The sequence below is a fragment of the Desulfatibacillum alkenivorans DSM 16219 genome (assembly GCF_900142135.1).
Lineage (GTDB): Bacteria > Desulfobacterota > Desulfobacteria > Desulfobacterales > Desulfatibacillaceae > Desulfatibacillum > Desulfatibacillum alkenivorans.
This window is the reverse complement of record NZ_FQZU01000019.1, coordinates 21,763-43,690: the sequence shown is the minus strand read 5'-3', so window position 1 is coordinate 43,690 and position 21,928 is coordinate 21,763. Positions and strand designations below refer to the sequence as shown.

Sequence of the window (21,928 nt, the reverse complement as noted above, 5' to 3'; positions counted from 1 at the left end):
TGCTATCGTTTCATTAAACATAACGATAATAAAAAATGGAGAAAAAAGTGCCCAGAAAAAATAATCCTGATTCCAGGTATGGAGAGAAAATAATTCAGGTTTTTGCTGACCTGCTTTTCACAGGAAGACGCAGATCCATGACCGAGTTGGCAAGAATGCTGGATTGTTCAAAGCCCACGGTCAGGCGCATAGTTGATGATATATGTATGTCCCATTTCATTCCAATCGAAGAAGAGAAGGTTGGCAAACAGCTCTATTTCCGTATTCCCACAGTTAAAAGATATCCCATCCTTCCTTTGTCCACCAACGAAATTGCCATTTTGGAAATGTGCCAAGCATTCACCCGGCATCTTTTAGGCGATAAACAGTTTGAAGAAGCGACAAGGGCCATGCAGAAAAGCTATGGATTGTTGTCAGACGGCGAATGTGGAACTACCGGCAATGAGTTTGGGAGCATCAGCCCTGGCACCATCGATTATACTCCCTACCAGGATATATTGCAGAATCTCATAACAGCAATCTCCAGCAAGCGGGTGTGCCGGGTTTCATACCAGGCACTCTATGCTGAAAAGGCACATTCTTTTCATATATTGCCTTTAAAAATTTTTTCCCACAAAGACTCTCTCTATGTTCATGCCCAGCGCTCGAACCCACAGGGAGAACCGAATAAAGAGGATGATTTTTTCCCACTTTTTTCGGTCCATAGATTCAACAAGGTAGAAGTATTGGAAAACACTTTCGAGCCACCACAAAACTATGATTTTGAGGCATTCTTCAATAAGACCTTTGGGATTATGAAAGGAAAGACGTTTCTGGTTAAAGGCCAATTCTTTCATCATGCTGCGGTTTATGCTTGTGAAAGAATCTGGAGCGACCATCAGAAGATTGAAAAGCAGGAAGACGGCAGCACCATCATAGAATTTGAAGCCTCTTCAGAAGTCGAGGTCATTGCCTGGATTTTGTCTTTTAGGGAAAACGCCAAAATTCTGGAGCCGGAATGGTTGAAAGAAAAAGTCGTGCAATCACTTAGGGGTATGCTCGCAGCTTATCAGTAGGATAAGGGGAGCTTTTTCAATAATACATCCTCTAACAAAAATTCTTAACTTCTGAATTCGCTCTGCATTCCAGGATTTCACGAGTTCATTCATTTTCATCGACGCCACAGTCAGGCCTTTGTTAATTTCGCCCTGGACATCCATAAAACCGAACTGGGCAACTTCAAAAATTTGAAATTGGCGAAGAAGGCTACCTACCTGCTTTCTTTCCACTTCTCAATCTCTTTCAGAATTCGCCGGAGCAGCACAACCTCGCCTTCGTCCAGGCTCTTTATCTGGGCAATCAGCTTTGCCATTTCCAGTTGATAGCCTTCCCCCTGGACTTCGTTTTCGTCAAAGTCGAAAAACTGCTTCAAAGACGACCCCAAAGCCTCAGCTACCCTTGCTAATGTCTTAACCGATGGAAAAGTCACTCCCCTTTCCATTCTGGAGATGCTTTCCACGCTCAGCCCCATTGCCTCAGCCAATTGCGCTTGGGTAAGATTATTCTCTATCCGCAATTCCGCTATGCGTTTCCCGATCTTCTTCTCCAAACCAGACATATCTATCCTCCCTGTTTCCCAACAAATAGACAATTTAGTCCTGGTAAAACAGGAGGCGATATGTTGATTCTGTTGTATTGACTCGTATAAAAATGCCTGTTAATATGGCGGAGACTCAACATTCTGTGACAACTGCATGGAGGGAAATCATGGCTACGATAGTGAATACCAAGGCGGAACTCAAAGCGGCATTGAAGCGCAAAGACAAAGAGATTTTCATAGAAGATGAGACTCTGGCTAAGCACGTAACTAACTTCAAAAAGATCAGGAAGCTAACCAAGTGGGGATTGGCTGCTATGATGGCTACTGCTGGAACGGGTACAGCTCTGATAGCTTTAAGTCCTGCTACTGGTGGGGCTTCGGCTGTGGCGGGAACTGCGGTTTACCAGTTGGCTCCGTTGATAATTATTACGGAGGGTGGAGCCGTAGTTTCTATTAGCGTCGCTCTTGCAATCACTGCCTTGCTCACACTGGGAACCGTCCTCCTTTTCGCTCTGTGGAAGGAGTACAACATGGAAGCCATGGTTAAAGGCGTAGGGGTGAAACTGTATAGAAAATAAGCCGTACTCCCTCCTTCATTGCCGGGCGCTATCCTGGGTGGAATAAGCGCCTGTTTCTTCACTATATATATGAAATTATGAGAGTTCTCGACTTCTCTCCCTGAATCTATTTTTGAATCTGAAAAGGAGGCGTTATGGGTACGTTGATGTGGTTGATCGTGATCGGATGTGCAGCCTGGGTATATTGGGATGCAACCAAGAACAAAATCGGAAGGCAAATTGACGGACCGGGCCTGGATCTTACTAACAGGCCCTTGTTTTATGCGATTGGAACCATGGTGTTATGGTTCTTGTTTGCTCCCTTGTACTATTTTAAACGGAACTCCCTGATCGAGAAGGCCAAAGAAAAGCCGGTTATAGTATCCGATAAAAAACAAAAGGTTGTAATCATCGCTCTCGGGATCGCAGCGGGTGCTCCGATTGCCCTTTTAATGTGGGAGTTCATTAACAAAATCATCTGGGGTTTCCAGCATAGCTTCGATGGGATGGGATTCCTGGTATACAACGTATTGATCTCTCTGTATTGTGCCGCATGCGGCTACGGTGCGATCTACGTATACAGGGACGCTACCAAGCATCACATCGGGGCTGATCCCAACTCCAGGAAATTGACCGACGCATCTCCTATTGAATGGGTTGTCGGCGTCATACTGGCCTGGATCATTGTCTTCCCGATGTATCTCTTCAAAAGAAAAGACCTGATCTCCATTGCCCAGGAAAACCCGGTGGAACCGTCTGAGACGCAGAAGAAAGTTGTTCTGGGGGTATTGGGAGGGTTGTTTGCACTTACTCTCCTGACCAGTATGGTGGGGGACGGTAACCTTGCATCCATGGTTAAAAAGGCTGAGCTCAATGATTATCCAGGCATCAGTATTGGGAAATTATTGAATAAGTCGTTCGACGATATGGACTGGGCGGAAGACGAGGGCGAAAATGGAATTGGGCTTGTTGTGGTCAGCGGCACGTATGAAGATGAAGACCAAAAGCAACTGGTCTCCATAAAGTTTAAGGTCATTCCGAAAACAGAATCCGTCCAGGCTATTGCGGTCTACTTAAACGGAGAGGAGTTACCTCCGTACGCCTTGGAGCGGCTTTTCACGAGAATGTATTCACGCCACGGACCCAAAGGCAGATTAACCAGGGACGATGCTAATTCCGTGGCCCAGTATGATCTCTACTCGGCAAACATGGCGGCTCAGTTATTTTTCAGCGAGAACCCCAACCAGAATTTAACCCTGGACTCCCTGAAAAAGAACGGACTCAAATTGTCTGACGGAGTTACCCTGGAGATTCTGGATGGCAGTTCTGGGAGTATGCGCCTGAGTGCAACCCATAAATCTGGAAGCAAGGTGTATGAGGTGGATTCTTATGGGAACATGTCTTCGGAACTCAAATAGGCAATCTTCCCGGTAGTGTTGAAAGGGGGGCTGGCTTAGGCTGGCCCCCTTTGTAGTCTCTGGAACCGCTCTTTTTATTTCGGATACATTGTGAGTGTTTCGGTTAGAATTTCATCAATCTCCTGAATACAATCCACCACGTCTTGAGGGGCTGGACCCTGAGCACAGATATTCCGAATGACCAGCAGCAAGGGTTGCATTCGTCTTAAGTCCCGTACTACCTCCCAACTCATTGCTTCATCAATGTGGAAAAGAGCACGGTCCCATCCTTCAAATCCGTTGGTATCAACCACTGATTGGCGCAATAGAATCCAAGCTCCTTGCAAGTCGGATAGAATCGTTTTTTCATAACCAGTGGATTCTTGATCAAATGGCATATTCAGGCTCCCTTTGTTGATTCGAGTTTTCTGGGAACATATATTTCCAGATTTACCTTTCAATGTCCACCACAACCGGCACACTCTTCAAGACCTGCCTTCCTGATTCTTCCATTTCATATTGAACCACTCTGGCGACGATTTCGGCTTTCTCAATGGGGGATTCAATAACAAGTTCGTCATGGATGCAGGCAACTACCTTGGCTGGATACTCCGTAATGCATTCTGAAACTCTTTTCATGGCAATCTTCATAATGTCGGCGGCAGTGCCTTGGATTGGAGAATTCAGCAACTCTGTGACTTTGGGATCATCAGACCAGAATCTCTTTCTTCCAAGCAGGGTGCATGTCTCTTTCGCATGAGTATTCTGGATAGTCTGGTCCCGCCACTTTTTCACGCCGGGATAAGCCAGGAATAAGCCATCCATGTAATCCTTCGCCTGCTCTATGGTCATTTGCACACCAAAATTCTTCCAAGCATACGTTACAAGACCTTCTGCCCCCATTCCATAGATCACTCCGAAGTTAATAGCCTTGGCTGCTTTGCGTAGTTCGTCACTTACTTCATCAAAGGCGATCCCTGAGACTTCAGAAGCAGTTAGCTTGTGGAGGTCTTGTCCGTCCTTAAAGGCTTGGATCATTCGTTGGTCGCCGGAAATTTCAGCTAAGATCCGAAGTTCAATCTGAGAATAGTCTGCTCGGATCAAGCAATGCCCAGCTTCTGCCACGAAACAATCCCTGATAACTTTGTCTTTGGGAATCCCTTGCATGTTAGGATTGGAACAGGAGAATCTGCCAGTGGGAGCCCCTATTTGGCTATACTGAGCATGAATACGACCAGTGACGGGGTGAAGTGCATTGCAAAGATTATCCATGAATCCAATTTTGTGTTTCAGACTGTTGTTATCCGGGTTTTGTGCAAGTTCTTCTCTGAAAGACTGGGATGCGATTTGCCACCCATCAACATCCACTTTCATACCGTTCAGTTCCATGAGTGCTGTTGGCTGGATGCATCTGAATTCCAGACTTGCAACATTTTGTAACTTCAATTTTGTGATGTTGGTTCCTAAAAAGGGCAACATCTGGAGTATCGCCAGAGGTCTCGATGCATCATCCGTTGATTCGTGGCCCAGATACTTATCTACCAGACCTTCAAGGGTGAGCGGCTGTTCCTGTAGTCCGGCGGTTACAATCTGTTCAGCGAGCATCAGATCCACAATTCCACCGTTCACCTTAAACCCAGATCGCCATAGAAACTGGAGCTGGGGCTTGGCATTGAAGAAAATCTTGGGAACACCGGACTCAAAAAATTGACGTAACGGGTCCAGTTCAGAATCTGGGAGCTTGGATAGATCAACACACAGAATAGGGCAATCATCAGCCGCCAAGTATACTTTTAGGATGTGATGGGTGAACGGATCGTCGCCCGAAGTAACCAGGTTGACAGCAATCCGTTTTTTGTCCTTCAACCGGTCTAATAAGTCCTCCAATGCCATGTCTGCTGGAACCGATATCACCTGTGGTTCGTCGGCTCCTTGCTTTCTCAGGGCCAATGCTTGCACCAGATAACCGGCTTTATTTAGCCCTGCTGCGATCCAGTTCTTCAGGCTCTCTCCATTCTCATGCATCTCACCAGGGTCTTTGCCGTTTACCGGAGCCCAACGAATCATGTTGGGGAATTGATTTTGCCACCAAGTCCAGGCTTCTTTCGCTCCCGCAGAATCGGCGTCCAAGGATAAGAGTATAACCTTCGCATCATTCAAGGCTCTGCACGTTTCTTCATCTGGTCTATTCTGTGCAGAACCAAGAGCCAAAGCGGAGATTAAATCACCGGCTTCTTGATCCAATAAAATTGCGTCCAGGTCGGACTCTACGACTATGTAAAAAGGGCTCTGATTTTGCACCATGCAGGCATGGGCGTCTCCACCAGGGAGATTGTAATACCGAATAGGCTCCCGATAAGAATTTCGTTGCCGGTCTCTTTCCACGTCTTCATTCATTCGGCGAACACGAACTCTAACCAGTTGCTCGTTGCGATAACAAGGGATCACAATACCTCTCGGAATCCAGAGCTTTTTAGGATTGCCCTGGACATTCATCTCTTCCGGCAATCCCCACTTGGTTCTGTCTTCAAAGCGGTCTTCGGGATTGAATCCAAGAAAGGCCCTTTTAATTGTGTCCAATTTTAGGCCACGGCTATTCAGGTATGATAGAATTTCTGGGCTCTTTAATAATTTGTCCCTGACCTGGAACACAAAAAATCGGGCCTGAGTCTGCCAATCGCGGGATGGGTATTTAATCGGATAGGGTTTCCAGGGCGTGAATGAGCCGTTGGGAGCCTTGGGCTTGGACAATATGGAATATGTCTTGGGTTTAGGTTTAATGCCCAATAAGGCGCAGGCATTGGGATAGGATTCTTTTCGATAATCCATCAGGTATGTGATTCTGTCGCCTGACTTTTTGCATTGCCTACACCAGAACCTGCCGCTGCCTTGCTTGGGCCAGATGCGAAACCGATCGTCGCCGCCACACCATGGGCAGGAACACGCATACTCCCCGCCCTTGGTGTTGGCAACCTTCACCGGTTTAAAATTGTCTTCTTTTAATAGATCAAGAATGTTCATAAGGGTACTTTCTTTATATTTGGGAGGGTTTGGGACACTTTGGAGGGTTTGGAGGCTTTCGTAGGGAAACCCCTCTATAGGGGGGTAAATTCCTATACCAAAGTTTACTACAAAGCCTTCCAACTATCCCTACCCTCCCAAGACTGTCATGGTTACAGATTTCCGGCTAACTCAATACCTTCATAAATCATCGTGCCAGACTTCTTCTTGTTGAATTTCTGACCCATACGCATTCCGAATTTCGTTTCCGACAGGGCATAATGACCTGTCCGGTTGCACCAATCTTGATAGGCCTGATAAAGATTTCTTGCACTTACCTTGGTTGTTTCTGATATAGAGCAGCAATCCGATATAAAATGACCAAGAATATCTTCCTGCTCTTGATAGGCTTCTGTGGCGGCTTTTATGGACCTGGGTGGTTTCAAGTCGCCTATACGTTTCCATTCAAGGCACCCCTTAACTAACCATGCAAGTATCCCTGGCGCTTCATCTTGTAATTTTTGAGGCAGGCGTTTATCTGCCGGACGCTCATCAGGAAGCTGTGGATCGGGGACAAACGATAAAGAGAAGGGGATCAGGTGTATTCGTTTCCACAAAGCGTATTCATCACCGGGGACTCTTGGTTTGTGATTGGTAATCAAGAATAAAGTGTGAGTCGGCTTGAATGTGATTATTCGCGTCCCGTATGGCGGTCTTGCTGGAATAGAGTCACCGCCGGTCAACCACTTGACTTTCCCAGCGTTCAGTCTTCTTCCCTCGTCCGTTTCACTTGCCCAAACCATTCTGCAACCACGCAGTTTCATGAGGTCCGCACTTGGAGCGGAACTGGATCGGGCTCTCCCCTGTTCTAACAGCATTTCTGCTTGAACCGGCTGGGCCAACTCTCCTAAAACGTGTGATAGCGTCTCCAAGAGTGTGCCTTTGCCGTTGCGCCCTTGCCCATAAAGGATCGGCAGTACATGCTCGGTGGAAAGGCCTGTAAGACCGTATCCAAAGAGCCTTTGCATATAGGAAACAAGATCTGCATCGTTATTAAAAACCTCTTTCAAAAACTTCTCCCAGTTCGGACATTGGGCATCCAAACCTTTCCATTCGGTCGGGCATATAGCTTGTATATAATCGGATTGTTCTCCGGGCCTGAAATCGCCAGTCTTTAGGTCTATGGTCCCGTTTGGGCAACCCAGCAGCCAAGGATTCAAGTCCCATTCTTCCCCTGAGATAGCAAGGGACTCTCTTCCAGCCATTGCTAATTTAAGCACATTGATCCTTCTGCTCCTGTGCTGAAGTTGAGCAATACGATCCTTTAAGTCTTTCTCAATCTTCTCGTGCTTTTTTCTGGCTTCCGAATCGTTAGCCTTTGTAGCCTCCAATCCTTTTGCAGACTGCCTGGGTACTTCACTTCCATAAGCATCAATAACAGCATCAATGTCAGCCGTGGCCTGATTGAGTTTGTCCAGTTCCCAGTGATGCCCCTTCCACTCAAACCACTTGCCTGCCGCATGGTCGAAACAGAAGTGATCTTTATGGATTTTTATATACAGACTAGCATCGCCGTCTTCTTCTGAATATAGAGCTTTAAGAATATCTTTAGAATCTACACTTGATGTTTGCCTGACATTCTGCTGATTCAGATATTTCTGTTGCTCTTCTTGATTAATCCTATCATTTGCATCTTCATACTGTTGTACTTTATCGATATCAACTCCTGCATTTTTTAACTTTGTTTCAATACCTACTACATTACTTTCATAATTAATTTTACTCATTAATTAAATTCCTCCATTAAAATTATGGAGGAAGACAGATGCCATCAGATTAAATTGACATCCATCAAAATAAAAAATTATTCTGTCTTCCAGCCAATGTTTAAAAGTTACTCAGTTTTTAAAGATTCAATCTTCTCCATGTGATCTAAAATAATCATTCTTGCAATTGCAGCAGCAGATGTAACCCTATCTGGATTATCCATGTTCTTTTCTGCGGCTATTTTGCGTAATGCCAGCTTTGTTTCTTTAGGCAGGCTAATCATCAAACTTGCTTGCTTTTTAGTGCTCATAAAATCTTCCTCCTATGTTTTAAGTGATACGGCTCTATAAAGGATGTCTCTATAGAGCCGCTTTCAGTTTGTTCTCAATAGCAGTGGCCCTGCTGTTGCTCTTACTCTTCAATAGTTTGTCGTGTAGAAATGATGCTCATCGACGCCTTGATTATCTGTAGCAATAACAGTATGTTGTGGTTAATGATGAAAAAGGTCTTGGTGGCAAGGTCTCATCAGGGTCTAAGCCCATTACCATAACGCCGTTTCCCGCACACCATTTAAGCAAGGTTTCGAGAGGCCCGGGAACCGCTCACGTAATAACGCCCATGCCCGTCTTTCTGGAAGGCCCCTTGTGTGAAGAGGTATCCGTTCAGTATTCTCCAGGTCGCTTTTTGAGACTTGCCTATGGCATCTCCTATCTGTTTGGGACTCTTAGGGTAGTATTGGCGATTCAGCCACTTGTATACTCCCTCCTGTTCACGGGTCATGCTGTAGCCGTCTATGATTTTTCGAGGAATATAAAACTTATTTTTCAATTGAGGTCTCCTATAGACGACGCGCCGACCGGAAAGCCGACGCGCCGTATTAGCTGGTGGTTAAATAGGGTAGATGGATTCGCCGTTGGGGTCGTGTTGAGCCGTCTTGGCTTCAAGAGTGTCGTATCTCCCAAAAGCGTAACAGTAAGTACAAGCATACGGGCAGCCAAATTTTATCCCGATATCTTTTGCTGGCATGCATTGACAATCCGTTTGCTGCCCATCCCCTCGCTTCTTCGCATCGCTTGAATTACAAAACTCTACCAGACTTGGGTTATTTGGAGCGATGCGCTTGAACTGTTCAGGGTCTGTGCATCTGTTTGTTCGGATGCCGTAATGCGAAAAATCCAGAGTGTTACAGCAAGAGGCCACTTCCATTCCCCACTTTTGACCCAACTGGGCCAACCTCTTAGCTGCCTTGCATTGGTCTGCTACGCTGATGTCGTACTGACTCAATCCGGCTTTATCCAGGCGTTTCCGAATGGACGAGTTTTTCTCTGGCTCAAGAAAACCGAAAATCAGCTTCTCGGTATATCCTTGGAGTTGGTCGCCAATACCCTCTATCCTACGGAGAGAGTCCGTAAGCGGAATCTGGTCAGCCGCGATTATCGGATCGGCTCTCCAGAGAATTCGCTCCTTGCCTATTTTCCGAGACATCTCCTGAAAAGCATCAATGCGTTCATCCAGGGACGGCAGGTTGGGCTCCATGCCAACATCTTCATAGTCGTTCATGGTAACCAAGAAATACGATGCAATCCCTCGCCCATCCAGATCGTCCATGTACTGGATCATGTGTCTGACGTACTTGGTCCAGAATACAATTCCCTTCACTTTTTCCATGGAAACATAGACTTTAGGACTGCGAGAAGGCCTCGCCAAAAAATACCCTCTATCCATGCCGTTCATAAACCATTCCGAATAATGGGCGCAGACATCCGTAAGCCTACTGGCTGAAATTATTTTAGGTTTTACACATTCCTGGCAACCGTTTTGGGTTGTGATTGTTGCTGTTGGATATACGCTCATATATTTATCTCCTTGTGATCATGCATGTTTTGCCCGAAGCTAAGGGGGCGCAGCAGATTTGGGTTTGTAAAACTGCAAAATCTTGCAATTGAGAATGTGGAGGGCTCCCGCCTTTCGGAGAGAGCCCCGGACATAGCTTATTCGTCGTTTTCATCGCTGAGGTGCTGCTGCAACTCCTGGAGTTTTTCGATGACCTCCTGGATCGCCTCCGTGGTTATACCCTCGCGTTTTTCGGGTTTATCCAAGGCCAAATCCACATCTTCAATGAACTTGGTGAATCTGCCAAGATTGATTTGATCGGGCGTTCGATGCTGCCTTTTGGGAATTCCATCATTGGAGCTGACAAGCGCTTCGAAGGCTGCCCTCAGTTGCTCCTCCTCGTCTGCATATTTCTTCAGATGGCTTAGGTGAACATTTTTCAGCAACCCATGCTTGGTGGTGAAGGCTTTGATTTTTGGAGCCGCTATCGTCGTGATATTTGCGTTCAGCAACTCCTGGGCATTGATGGCGGCGTCTACGTCCTGTTTCAGCTTGGGCACCTTGGTGTTGCTTCCGCCCCCGATAGGCGAGACCCCTCTTTCCCGTAAAAAGTTCTTAATGGGGGTTTCTTCCTTGATTCTATCTTTACCGCCGTCTCCTCTGAGGATGGCAATGACGATATTAAGCAACCTCCCCATACCGAGAAAGGCATACCCTTCCGCATCTTTTGCCTTGGCCACTCTAAGGTCATTGTGAAGGCTCCTCCACGATAGGCCTTGCTGAGTGCTGGAGAACCATTCGTTAAAATTTCCATCCCTGCCATGTTTTCTTTGATAGGCGATTTTGATATTTTTCCACAGCCGGGCTCTAATGATTCGGAGCGCTGCCTCGTTGAAGGAGGTTAAGTGGCCTGATTGATTCATGCAAACCTGGAATCTGTTCGCTGCCGTTAATAACTCATTGAGCACCTCATCCGCCCCACGTTCTTGGATCTGCACCAGCACATCTGCGCTCGCACCCTCCTTCGCGAGTTCCACGACCTGCTCGTGGTCCCGCATCAGTGGGATCTGAAGAAATTCAGCTCGGCTTTCGATTAGGACTCCAAGGGTCGTGGCACCTGTACCCGCCATGTTTAAGGAGTTGTCCAGTCTTGGAGCAGGAGCCTCTTCAGCCGAGGCGTCTACCTCCGCTGTAGAGTCATCTGCTTCATCGGAGTTCGCGGATGCGCTGGAATCTTGATGTTCAGCTAGCTCTCCACCTTCGCTCTCGCCTTCTGACTCTGACGCTTCCTCCATGGAATCGGCGTCCACACCCTCTCCGCCTCCTTCTGCGGGATGATCGTCGATTTCGGCAGCCTCTTCGGGTTCGGCAAGGGGCTCGTCAGCTTCATCGCTTTCCGATCTTTCAAGATCATTTTGAGGGGCTACGAAAGCTCCATGGACTTCCTCCGATTCGACCTCCTGGGCTGATTGCAGAAAATAGGTCTCCATATTGGCATCTCCCTCTTTTTGGAATGCAATCAAATTCCTAAAGCTGCTCGGCAGGAGCCCGGTGTTCACGCTTTGGTTTGCGTCGTCAGGTGTCTCGGCGTAGGACTCTTGGGGGGCAGCGGCTTGGCCAAAATTGCATGTGTTCATGGAAATTGTAGTTTTTAAGTTTTTGTCCATTTTTGGACCTCCTTAAAAGTTAGAATCGTAGTTATTTGTTGAGAAAGGTTTCGTTTTGGTCGAAAAGGTAACCCTTTGCGTAGGGGGGGGGGCTCTGAAAAAAATCATGATCACTTTTCCTCAATAGTTGGTTGTTATTTCGTCATTTGGTTCGGACTTTGTGGGAGTCTATCCAGGCTTCCAAGTCCTTTTGATCGTAGAGGACCCTTCTACCCATCTTCACATAGGGGGGACCGTCGCCCCGTAATCGAAGATTGGCTAAGGCTCCTGGGGTGGTCCTTAAATAGAGTGCAGTCTCTTTGGCTGTTAAAAGGTTCGTTCTCATGTCGACAAGATAGGCGAGTAAAATGGGGTGCGGAAGATGGGGGTATAGGCTATACCCCAGGGGGGTAGGCTATAAGGGAACGTTTTTTACGTTTGAAACGGCAAAAAAATTAAAAAAAGATTGAAAATGACGCCCATAAGGATTTTGAGCGAAGGTGGAAAATGAGGTGTAAGAAAAATAATTTTCCCGGAATTTGATCACTGGAGGTCATGGGAGATCACTCAGTTTGTGACTAATAGGTGACTAATAGGCAGGGAAAGACACAAAAAATGGGTTAGTCAAAACTTTATAATTAATTGATTTTATTTATGTAAATCTAAATTTTTTCATATTATATGCATGCGGGTTCATGACCCGAAATCCAAGCCTCGGATGATTGTTTCAAAGCTATCTGCGCCTTTTCCAGGGGTCCCGGGCGGCTTGTCCGCCCATTTTCCTTTTAACCCCTTTTGGCCTTAAGAAAAGGCTTCGGCCTGACCCCGCACATTCTTTCCTGTTTTTCCCGCCGTCTTCATTTTTTTGAATACGAAGGTATGTTTTTTGCAAATCGTCAAATACGCGGCTGCCGCCGCCAAACCCTAAACTCCAATGATAGTGACGAGGCGAGCGCCATGGGCTCCAAAGATTCCTATGAAGACCTGGAAATACGCATTCAAGAGCTTGAGCGGGAACTGAATTCCTGCAAGTCGCAGGAAAAGCAGTCCGGCCGGCATGGCCATGACGGTGAAAATCGCTTAGAGTACGAAAGATATAAAAGTCTGGTTGAAAACATCAATGAGATTGTTTTTTCCACCGACGCTAAGGCGCAAATAACCTATGTAAGCCCCAACATCTTCAAGGTCAGCGGCTTCACCCAGGAAGAGGTGCTGGGGAGGAACTTTGTTGAATTCGTGTTTCCCGAAGATTTGGCCAGCCGGATGAATCAATTTCAAAAAATCATGGAGGGTGAAAATCAGGTCACCGAGTACCGGATGATGTGCAAGGATGGGCGTATCATTTGGGTTCGGGCCAATGCCAGGGCGATGATGACCGAGGAAGGCTTTACCGGGCTGCAAGGCATTTTGGTGGATATTACGGACAGCAAAATCATGGAGGAGGACCTGCGTAAAAGCGAGGAGCGGTTTCGCAACCTTTTCAACAACGCTCAGGTGGGGCTGGTGCGCACCAGGCTGGGGGATGGAAAGGTGCTTGCCATCAATGAACTTTGTGCAAGGATGTTTCAAATAGCGCCGGAGGACTTGCAGGGGCTGAGGTCCACGGATTTTTACGCGAACGCCAAGGACAGGGAATTCATGGTGGAAATTCTCCAGGCGAACGGGATGATTGAAAATCATGAGGTTCTCATGCGCCGCAAAGACGGCTCCGAGTTTTGGGCCAGCTATTCCCTGCGCATCTATCCGGAGGCCGGGGCGGTGGAAGGGGTTATCATTGATATCAGCCAGCGCAAAGCCGCCGAGGAGGCCCTGCAAAGAAGCGAGGAGCGGTTCAAATCCCTCATAACCCAATCGCCCATATCCTACGAATATTACGGCATGGACGGGACGCTATTGGAAAACAACCCCGCCCACTGCCGCATGTGGGGAACTACGCGGGAAGCCTTGGTAGGCAACTATAACTTGTTTCAGGACCCCGTCATAATGACCGATCCTTCCAAAAGAAAAATTTTGGATAAAGTTTTTTCAGGGGAGGTGGTGCGCGTGCCTCCTTTTCAACATCGCCCCACAAGCCGGATAAAAGAGTCGGAAAAAGAACTTTGGGTGAAAGCCACCATGTACCCCATTAAACAAAACGGCGAAGTCGTGAACGTGGTGAACGTCCTGGAAGACGTGACCGAACAGAAAATGATGGAAGCCAAGCTGGAGGAAACCAACAAGCAACTGGTCCTGGCCGCCAGGGAAGCCGGCATGGCCGAAGTGGCCACCGGCGTGCTGCATAATATCGGCAACATCCTGAACAGCGTCCATGTGAACGCCGGATCCATCCTTGAAAAGATGGAGAACTCCCGCGTAGTCAATTTTGAACGCGCCGGGGCCATGCTAAAAGAAAACCTTGACTCCATCGGCGAATACCTGGCCCTGGATCCCAAGGGAAAAAAACTTCCCGCGTACCTGGCGGAGCTGGCGGCTCATATAGGCGGGGAACGCCGAAAAATGCTGGAGGACGTCAAACAACTCAGGGAATACATCGATCACATGGTTACCATCATCAGCCTCCAGCAATCCTTTGGGAAAGCTGCGGGCCTGACCGAAATCACGGATATCCAGGAAGTCGTGGAAGCCGCCGTCACGCTTAATAAAGCAGCGCTGATTCGCCACGGCATCAAGTTGGAAAGAAACTTTGAAGATTTGCCGCCTCTTTTAGCAGACAGAAACCGGGTCATGCAAATTATGGTGAACCTCATAGCCAACGCCAAGCACGCCATAAAAAACTCCCAAGGGAAACGCGGAAAGATCATGGTCTCCATCCAAAAAGACGGAGAGGACCAAGTGGCCATCAGCGTTTCGGACAACGGAGTGGGAATTCCCCCTGAGAATTTGAACAGAATCTTCACCCATGGCTTCACCACCCGGAAAAAAGGCCACGGATTCGGCCTGCACAGCGGCAGCATCGCCGCGGCCGAAATGGGGGGAAGCCTGACAGCCCACAGCAGAGGCAAGGGCAAAGGCGCCGCTTTCACCCTGACCATCCCTTTTAAAAGGCCGGATGGCAAAAAATCCCCGTAACGGGCAAATTCTTTGCCGGAGACGTGAAATCTCCGTTGACCCCGCCATTTTATTTTGCTAATACTCCCCGAATCAATTCCAACGTGGGGATGTAGCTCAGTTGGGAGAGCGCAGCGTTCGCAATGCTGAGGCCAGGGGTTCGAGCCCCCTCATCTCCACCACTTCCTTTTTTATCATCCTGTTTATCACAACGTTCTTGATTCCGTCTTTCCGGTCTATGCACGCTTGTTCCCGCGTCTGATGAAGCGAAAATGGATCGGACCGCCCTTGTTCTTGCCGGCCGCTCGTTCCCATGGTCCTCCGTGGGAATGCATATAGGGGCTTCATTCGGCTTCATTTTCCGTTGGCGCCTTAGGCGCTCTCGGGTTGGCAGAAGGGCCGCGCCCTGTGAATAACCGGAAAAGGAACCACGGAAGACGCGGAAAGCGCGGACGTGCTTCTTTCGGTGACGTCCGTACTTTCCGTGGTTGAACTTGTTGAAGGGATTGGCAAGAAACCTTTATTGTACAATCCAAAATGATGGGCTGCCTATGGCGGGATGGGACTTGCCTGGTCCGTTCCCGACAAATTAAGGGAGGTCCAACATTTTTCATTGTAGCCGCGCCCCCCTGTGGGCGCCCTGCCAGGGATGAGCCAATATGTCCAGGGCGGGCACAGAGGCCTGCGCCCTACATTTGGATTGTGTCTTTCAGGCCGCCTTCAGGCTCCGATTCCTCTTTCCCCCGCGTTATTCCATGATGAGAAAACGCCCCGCCTCTTGACCTGGCAAAAGCCGATGGACTATTGTTGTATGGTTCGGGAAGGGGTTGCCGGCCGCCTGGGGGGATGCACAGTTTGTATTTTGAGATGAGCCATGCAATCTTAAGGTCCGAGAAGGACCGGACCTGGTTTGCACTGATTTTTTTGCGGTTTATGCGTCCAAGGCGATAACCGCACCCGTCCTCGCCGGGATAGATCAGGAATCACGTGAAAAACGCTGCAGAAAACACATTATTGTCCAGGGTCACAGCGGAGTTTCTCTCCCAGGAAGAGGAAGAGGCTTTTCTCCGCTATAATTGGAAGGAAAACAAGGTAATCGCCCGTAACACCTTGGCGGTGCTGTTGTTTTTGTCCATTGCGTTTTTTGTCAGAGACGTTATGGAAGCCAAAAATGCAGAGTCCATTTACGCCCTCCTTTTGCTGCGAATAGGCGTGGCTTCCGCCCTGGGCACGACCTTGGTGTACATCCAAAAGTCCCGTGAGTTTATCGCCTATTATTCCAAGATGCTGTTGATCACCCAGATCCTCATGTCCCTGGGGGTCTTCGTCCTGTCCATCACGCGGGAGATGATTTTCGCCTATCTGGGGGTGAATACAATCCTTCTTACGCTGATTTTCTACCAGTTTCTCAATAATGAGTTTTATTACACCATTGCTGCATGCGCTTTTTTGGGCGTGGGATCGCTTTTTACCAGCCTTTTTTTTCTGGATATGGATTTTTCCGGCTTTATAGGCTCCATCCTGTTTTTGATCCCCATCAACTTTTTAGGCGTCATTATTCTGCGCTCCAACAACCGGACGCGCAGGCTGGAATACGTCTCCTACAGGGAATTGGCCAAGTCCAATGAACGAAACGAGGAACTGATCAAAAAACTGCGGGCCTCGCTGGACGAAATCAATGTCTTGCGGGGATTCATCCCCATTTGCGCGTATTGCAAAAAGGTCCGGGACGACGAAGGCTACTGGAAACAGATCGAGTCGTACCTGGAAGAACGCTCCAACCTGGAGTTCAGCCATGGGATGTGCCCGGATTGCGCGGAAAAGGTGTGGGGCGAAGCCAAGTGGTACAAAGACCTGCAAAAAGAGATTAAAATAAAATAAGCCAGGAGCGGAAACCGGAAGTTTAGGTTGCGCATTGGGAATAAATGCCCATTTTTTGAAGAGAAAGAATAACGTTTCTTAAAGAAGGAGAAAACCATGGGCGTGTTTTTATTTCTGGTTGTGCTGGCCGCCGCGGCTTATTTTATTTTCACCCCCAAAGGCAAAGAGCAGTTTGAAATCATCAAAGGCTCCGTGCTCAAGGAAACTCCCCTGGACATCCTCAAAAGGCGCTACGCCTCCGGCCAGATCACCCAAGACGAGTTCGAGCAGATGAAAAAGGACTTGGAGTCCTAAGGCTTGATTGGGGTTTCCCCCTGATGTTGTTGGAGACCCGTCCAAAATTATTGGATGGTAAAGATGGCTATCGCCCCGCCTTGGATCGACTCCAGGATCTGGGCCGCTTCTTCCTTAGGGAATTTTTTGCCGTCCAGATCCCCCCTGACAAAGCCTGCTTCAACAGGTTTCGCCAACTCCTCAAGCTCGTTCGAATCCAAAACCACGCCGTTTTGCAATAAAGACGGCCCGGCCTGGGAAAGCAGCAGGTTGAACAGCTTGACGGTGATGAAAAAGGCGCCCTGACCGTCCCGGCTTTCATGGGCCTGGAAGGTGATATGCCTGCGCATGGACGCGTAATAGCCTCCCCGGCGCATGACCGCTCCCAGAGCGCCGGGCATGGCGGCGGAAAGCGCCACCTCCATATCCGGGGCGAGGATGGCGGCTTTGATGTCGTCCACGGGATGGCCGTCCACAAAGACCGTCTGTATTTTTTCCAGGAGGTTGATGTCCGAAGCCCCGGGCAGAGCCAGGAGGAATTCCTCCACGCTGACGGGCTTGGGGCATAGAACCAGGCAGCCTTTTTGGAGCATGGGGAAGAATGCGGACAGAACCGTGCGTTCAAGCGTCAGGTTCAGCCGGGGGAGCGGTTTGTTGGCTTCTAAGATCGTCACGAGCTGTTTCCATAAAAAAAAGGCGCCTCCCCTTGGGAGAGGCGCCGGGGTTAATTCTTGTTTAGAAGTTAAAGACAGAGTCCAGCTCGGCGTCCGTCACCTGGAAGGTGATGTTGTGCGGCGCCAGGGGCAGCTTTTTGAAGTACTTGGGCAGCCGGTCGTCCAGATTGGTGAAGCCGGCGGCCTTGTTGAATTCCCGCTCGTTCCGGAGAATTTGCATGCCGAATTCCGCCCAGTCGTCCGCGGTCCAGGAATAACCGTAGTGGGCGTTGATCATGTCCAGGAGAGCCTGGAAGGTTTCCGGCTGATCCATGATGGCGAAGGCGATGAACAGGCACATGCCCGTGGCGTCGATGGACGCCGTGGCGATTTGCAGGTTGCGGGAAAGCTCCACATTGCCTTCGGGCTTGAGGGGATCCACGTCGCCGCCCACCTTCATGAGGTTGGTGGCCACGGCGTAGCCTGCGGTGTGGTCTCCGCCCTGGGTGCTGGTGGCGTAGGTCACGCCGATGCCCTGGACGGCCCTGGGATCGTAAGCGGGCAGGGACTGGTTTTTGACCACCGGCACGTTTTCCACGCCGTACATCCGGCCGACTGCGCCTGCGCCTGCGCCCAGGATGCGCCCTAAAGCCGTGCCCTTGGCCACTTCGTCCATGAGCTTGAGCGCCGCTTCGCCGTCGCCGAATTCGGCCAGGCCTGCGTCCATTGCCACGGCGATGGCGTTGCCCATTTCAATGGTGTCCAGGCCCAGGTCATCGTCAATACGGTCCAGTTTGGCGATGACGTCCAGGTCGTCGATGCCGCAATTGGCGCCGTGCGCCCATACGGTTTCGTACTCAGGCTGCTTGGTGAGCCATTTGCCGTCGGGCCCTGTGTAGTCGCCGGAGCAGCGGATCACGCAGCCTTTGTGGCATCCGCGGGTGACCACGCCCCCGCGGGAAGCGGTCTGCTCGGCCATGGTCTCGCCGCTGATCTTGGAGGCGCCTTCAAAACGGCCGGTTTTAAAATTCTTGGTGGGGAAGCCGCCGGCCTCATTCACCACGTTCACCAGAACGTTGGTGCCGAAAGCCGGAAGGCCCTGGCTGGTGACCGGGTGGGAGTTCAGGCCCGCTACAAAGCGTTTGTTGGCGTCCTTGAAGGCTTCCACGTCCTTGGCCTGGCGGCGGGGCATGTCCGTGTCGTCCAGGACGATCACCTTCACGCCCTTGGCGCCCATGACGGCGCCTACGCCTCCGCGGCCCGCATGGCGGGTGGGCCGCATTTCCATGTCGGAAAAAGCCACGGACGCAGCGCCCATCTTCATTTCGCCGGCGGGGCCGATGGAGATGGTGGCCACCTTGTCGCCGTATTCCGCCTTCACCTTATCCACAAGGGCGTAGTTGCCCAATCCGGCCAGGGATTTATCCTCGGCTATGGAAACGCCGTCCTTGTTGATCACGATCTTGTAGCAGGAGCCGTCAGCCGGCTTGCCTTCCAGAATGATGGCTGCGTAGCCCAGCCTGGCCAGCACCTGAGCCGCCTGGCCGCCGGAGTTGGCTTCCTTGATGCCGCCGGTCAACGGGCTTTTGCACCCCACGGAAATCCGGCCGGTCTGCGCGCCCAATGTCCCGCTCAACATGCCGGGAGCAATGACGAACTTGTTTTCCTCCCCTAAGGGATGGCAGTCGGCGGGCACTTCCTTAAGCACTACCGCCGAAGTCATGGCCCGGCCGCCCAGGCCTTCGTATTCTCCCAGCGGGCTTTCAGCGAGTTTGGGGCCGCCTTCGGCGCCCATGTCGATTCGTAAAATTTTGTCCATACTTTGCTCCTTTCTTGGATACCAGGATTCAGTAGACGCGAGTCCCGTACAGAAAATGGTTATCTTTCGCCATGTTGGTAAAAACCGAAGTTTTGTCTATGCTGAAAAATATCCAGGAGCACTGATGGAATAACGAGGATTGAGCGTTGGGCGATTTAGACATAACGGCTTCAGCCTCCTGAACCTTGCCGACGCTGTCAAGGTTCAGGCAGGCCTATGATAGCGCCTGGCAATAAATCCCTCTCCACTCTATAAGTACTATGAACCGGGTGAAACTTAAGGTCAAGCGAAATCCGTCATTCAAACCCAAAATGATGAAGAATCGCGAAAAATTACAAGCGGAATCCCCTTAAAAAAGGGGGCCCGCTAAAAAAACCAATTGGGAATCAGGCATTCTTTACCGATTGTTAAAAAAATGTTGACAGTATAAATAACGGCTGTTATATATCGCCCAGGCGTGGAAAAATTCAACCCAAAGGCTTGCTATGCCGCCCAAGTCAAAATTCACTAAAATACAGATCCTGAACGCCGCCTTTGAGGTGGTCAGAACCGGGGGCATGGAGTCCCTGTCCACCCGGGGGGTGGCCAAAAGGCTCGGGTGCTCCACCATGCCGGTGCACACCTGCCTGAAATCCCGAAAGGATCTGGAGGACGCCATTGCAGCCCGGGCTTTGGAAATTCTGCTGAAATACGAGTCCACGCCAAGGACGGGAGACGTCTTCATCGACATGGGACTGGGTTACGTGCTTTTCGCCCGGGATGAAAAGCATTTGTTCCGGTGCATCTGCTGCGAGGAAAACGCGGGCCTGTTGAAGCAGTTTATGGAAAAGAACCTGTCGGCCTTGGTGGAGAAACTGGCGGCGTATCCGCTGGTCCAAGGGCTGCCTGAAGAGGAAGTGAGAAAATTCGTTCACCAGGGATGGGTGTACGCCCACGGCCTTGCACATTTGGTGAACGCCGGCGTGTATCCGGACCCCCGGGACGAGGACGTCCAGGGTCTTATGGAATACACGGGCCGGAGGTACATCACGGGCTTTGACGCCCTGAGGAGCGGGAGGGAAGAACATGGGGCATTTGGCGGTTAGGGATTTATACGAGCAGCTTGGCGAGAAAATGGACAGCCTGTGGGTGCGGGTTCCCCAGAACAAAGCGCTCATGACCGTGTTGAAAAAATTGTATACCGAGGAGGAGGCGGAGATCATCGTCAAGATGCCATACTCCTTCGCCGACGTCCACCGCATCGCCAAGTGCACGGGGTGCGACCCGGCCCGCGCTGAAAGGGTGATCGAGTCCATGGCCGACAAGGGCCTGGTGATCGACATTCACGCCAACGGGCGTTATTACTACATGCCTTCGCCCATGATCATCGGCCTGTTTGAGTTCACCATGATGCGGGTCAACGACGATCTGGACTTCAAAACGGTTTCCAAATACCTGCACGATTACATGATGGGCGACGACCTGTTCTTTTTCTCCAATTTTCATTCCGACTCCCAGGTCTCCCTCATGCGGACCATGCCGCACGAAGAGGCATTGTCCGACCAGGCCTATACGGAAATTCTGGATTATGAAAAAGCCTCCGCCCTGGTCAAGGAGCAGGATTATTGCGGCATCGGCGTATGCTCATGCCGGCACAAGACCCATCATTTGAAAAAAAAGGAGTGCGACCACCCCTTGGAGCTGTGCCTTTCCTTCAGCGTGGGCGCCCGGTACGCGGTGCGCCACGGGTTAGCCAGGGAAGCCAGCCACGGGGAAATCCTGGACCTGCTCGCCCAGTCCGTGGAAAGGGGGCTGGTGCTCAACTCCGACAACGTACAGCGCCGGCCCCGGTTCATCTGCCAGTGCTGCGCCTGCTGCTGCACCATGCTGAACGGCATCAGCACCTACGGATATCCCAACACCCTGGTGACCTCGTCCTGCATCGCCGAGGTGGACGACGACGCATGCCTAGGCTGCGGCAAATGCGCCGATGCATGCCCCATCAACGCCATATCCCTGGCACCGGTGAAAGGCCAGGGCAAAAAGAAGAAAAAGCCCATCATAGACGAGGATATCTGCCTGGGCTGCGGCGTCTGCGCCTTGTCCTGCAAGCCCGGAGCCTTGAAGCTGGAAAAACGCAAGCAACGGGTGATTCATCCGGAAACCACCTTTGAGCGGGTGATCCTCCAGACCCTGGACAAAGGAACGGCACAGTTCCAGTTGTTCGACGATCCCACCAAGATCACCCACCGGGCCATGCGGGGCATCCTGGGCGGCTTTTTGCGCATGCCCGCGGTCAAGCGCGCCCTGTTGAGCGAGGCCCTGCAATCGCGGTTTCTCTCCGCTGTCAAAGTCGGGGCCACCGCCATGGGCAAAGGGTGGCTCATGAAGGTGTAGCGCCCGGCGAAAGGCGGAATCTGTGGGGAGCCAAGTCCATCCTAGGTTAATCATTGCAGGAGGGGGTCGTTTTTCCCGTTAATTCCGCCTTTGTTCTTG

19 protein-coding genes and 1 tRNA gene are annotated in these 21,928 nt (G+C 50.2%); 9 read left to right on the top strand and 11 right to left on the bottom strand.

Going from position 1 to position 21,928, the window contains the following annotated elements; all coding sequences use genetic code 11:
• Positions 1-137 precede the first annotated feature (137 nt).
• A complete protein-coding gene (locus BUE18_RS15245) occupies positions 138-1,055 on the top strand; it encodes a helix-turn-helix transcriptional regulator (protein ID WP_073476996.1) in 918 nt (305 codons plus the stop codon).
• Positions 1,056-1,249: 194 nt separating this feature from the next.
• Here the strand turns inward: BUE18_RS15245 and BUE18_RS15235 are convergent, their stop codons facing one another.
• Positions 1,250-1,597, bottom strand: a complete 348-nt coding sequence (locus BUE18_RS15235) for a helix-turn-helix domain-containing protein (RefSeq protein WP_073476992.1) — start codon at positions 1,595-1,597, stop codon at positions 1,250-1,252.
• 149 nt (positions 1,598-1,746) lie between these two features.
• Here BUE18_RS15235 and BUE18_RS15230 point away from each other — a divergent pair, with 149 nt between their 5' ends.
• The gene (locus BUE18_RS15230; protein WP_073476990.1) at positions 1,747-2,157 is read left to right on the top strand and encodes a hypothetical protein; all 411 of its coding nucleotides are present in this window, start codon (positions 1,747-1,749) and stop codon (positions 2,155-2,157) included.
• Positions 2,158-2,291: 134 nt separating this feature from the next.
• Positions 2,292-3,554 (top strand): hypothetical protein, encoded by a 1,263-nt coding sequence (locus BUE18_RS15225; protein WP_073476988.1) that lies wholly within the window; start codon positions 2,292-2,294, stop codon positions 3,552-3,554.
• 74 nt (positions 3,555-3,628) lie between these two features.
• On the opposite strand, the gene BUE18_RS15220 is transcribed toward BUE18_RS15225, so the two are convergent.
• From BUE18_RS15220 to BUE18_RS28785, 8 genes are all read right to left on the bottom strand, one after another.
• Entirely contained in the window at positions 3,629-3,931 is a 303-nt protein-coding gene (locus BUE18_RS15220) for a hypothetical protein (RefSeq protein WP_073476986.1), read from the bottom strand.
• Between the two features lie 52 nt (positions 3,932-3,983).
• Positions 3,984-6,677, bottom strand: coding sequence for a DNA polymerase (locus BUE18_RS15215; protein ID WP_073476985.1), 2,694 nt, complete (start codon positions 6,675-6,677; stop codon positions 3,984-3,986).
• 29 nt (positions 6,678-6,706) lie between these two features.
• Positions 6,707-8,320, bottom strand: a complete 1,614-nt coding sequence (locus BUE18_RS15210; protein ID WP_083611052.1) for a DNA primase family protein — start codon at positions 8,318-8,320, stop codon at positions 6,707-6,709.
• Between the two features lie 107 nt (positions 8,321-8,427).
• Positions 8,428-8,610 (bottom strand): hypothetical protein, encoded by a 183-nt coding sequence (locus BUE18_RS15205; protein WP_073476983.1) that lies wholly within the window; start codon positions 8,608-8,610, stop codon positions 8,428-8,430.
• A 260-nt stretch (positions 8,611-8,870) separates the two neighbouring features.
• Positions 8,871-9,128, bottom strand: a complete 258-nt coding sequence (locus BUE18_RS15200) for a hypothetical protein (protein WP_073476981.1) — start codon at positions 9,126-9,128, stop codon at positions 8,871-8,873.
• Positions 9,129-9,188: 60 nt separating this feature from the next.
• The gene (locus BUE18_RS15195; protein WP_073476979.1) at positions 9,189-10,154 is read right to left on the bottom strand and encodes a DUF1848 domain-containing protein; all 966 of its coding nucleotides are present in this window, start codon (positions 10,152-10,154) and stop codon (positions 9,189-9,191) included.
• Between the two features lie 137 nt (positions 10,155-10,291).
• Positions 10,292-11,800 carry a hypothetical protein gene (locus BUE18_RS15190; protein ID WP_073476978.1) on the bottom strand — a complete coding sequence of 503 codons (1,509 nt, stop codon included), beginning with the start codon at positions 11,798-11,800 and terminating at the stop codon, positions 10,292-10,294.
• A 142-nt stretch (positions 11,801-11,942) separates the two neighbouring features.
• Complete coding sequence (locus BUE18_RS28785; protein ID WP_073476976.1) at positions 11,943-12,125, bottom strand: helix-turn-helix transcriptional regulator; 183 nt, start codon at positions 12,123-12,125, stop codon at positions 11,943-11,945.
• 611 nt (positions 12,126-12,736) lie between these two features.
• Here BUE18_RS28785 and BUE18_RS15180 point away from each other — a divergent pair.
• The 4 genes from BUE18_RS15180 to BUE18_RS15165 all read left to right on the top strand — a co-directional run bounded on the left by BUE18_RS15180 (position 12,737) and on the right by BUE18_RS15165 (position 17,002).
• Entirely contained in the window at positions 12,737-14,848 is a 2,112-nt protein-coding gene (locus tag BUE18_RS15180) for a PAS domain S-box protein (RefSeq protein WP_073476972.1), read from the top strand.
• Between the two features lie 85 nt (positions 14,849-14,933).
• Positions 14,934-15,009, top strand: a tRNA-Ala gene (locus BUE18_RS15175).
• Positions 15,010-15,814: 805 nt separating this feature from the next.
• Entirely contained in the window at positions 15,815-16,708 is an 894-nt protein-coding gene (locus BUE18_RS15170) for a hypothetical protein (RefSeq protein WP_073476970.1), read from the top strand.
• A 96-nt stretch (positions 16,709-16,804) separates the two neighbouring features.
• Positions 16,805-17,002 (top strand): SHOCT domain-containing protein, encoded by a 198-nt coding sequence (locus BUE18_RS15165; protein ID WP_073476968.1) that lies wholly within the window; start codon positions 16,805-16,807, stop codon positions 17,000-17,002.
• 47 nt (positions 17,003-17,049) lie between these two features.
• Here the strand turns inward: BUE18_RS15165 and BUE18_RS15160 are convergent, their stop codons facing one another.
• Both BUE18_RS15160 and BUE18_RS15155 read right to left on the bottom strand, forming a co-directional pair.
• A complete protein-coding gene (locus BUE18_RS15160; RefSeq protein WP_073476966.1) occupies positions 17,050-17,655 on the bottom strand; it encodes a hypothetical protein in 606 nt (201 codons plus the stop codon).
• Positions 17,656-17,716: 61 nt separating this feature from the next.
• Positions 17,717-19,453: an aldehyde ferredoxin oxidoreductase family protein gene (locus tag BUE18_RS15155; protein WP_073476964.1), complete on the bottom strand. Its 1,737-nt coding sequence runs from the start codon at positions 19,451-19,453 to the stop codon at positions 17,717-17,719.
• Between the two features lie 485 nt (positions 19,454-19,938).
• Between BUE18_RS15155 and BUE18_RS15150 the strand changes: the two genes are divergently transcribed.
• Entirely contained in the window at positions 19,939-20,538 is a 600-nt protein-coding gene (locus tag BUE18_RS15150) for a TetR/AcrR family transcriptional regulator (RefSeq protein ID WP_073476962.1), read from the top strand.
• On the top strand, positions 20,519-21,829 hold the full coding sequence (locus BUE18_RS15145) for a 4Fe-4S dicluster domain-containing protein (RefSeq protein ID WP_073476960.1): 1,311 nt from the start codon (positions 20,519-20,521) through the stop codon (positions 21,827-21,829). Before BUE18_RS15150 ends, BUE18_RS15145 begins: the two co-directional genes overlap by 20 nt.
• Positions 21,830-21,928 lie beyond the last annotated feature (99 nt).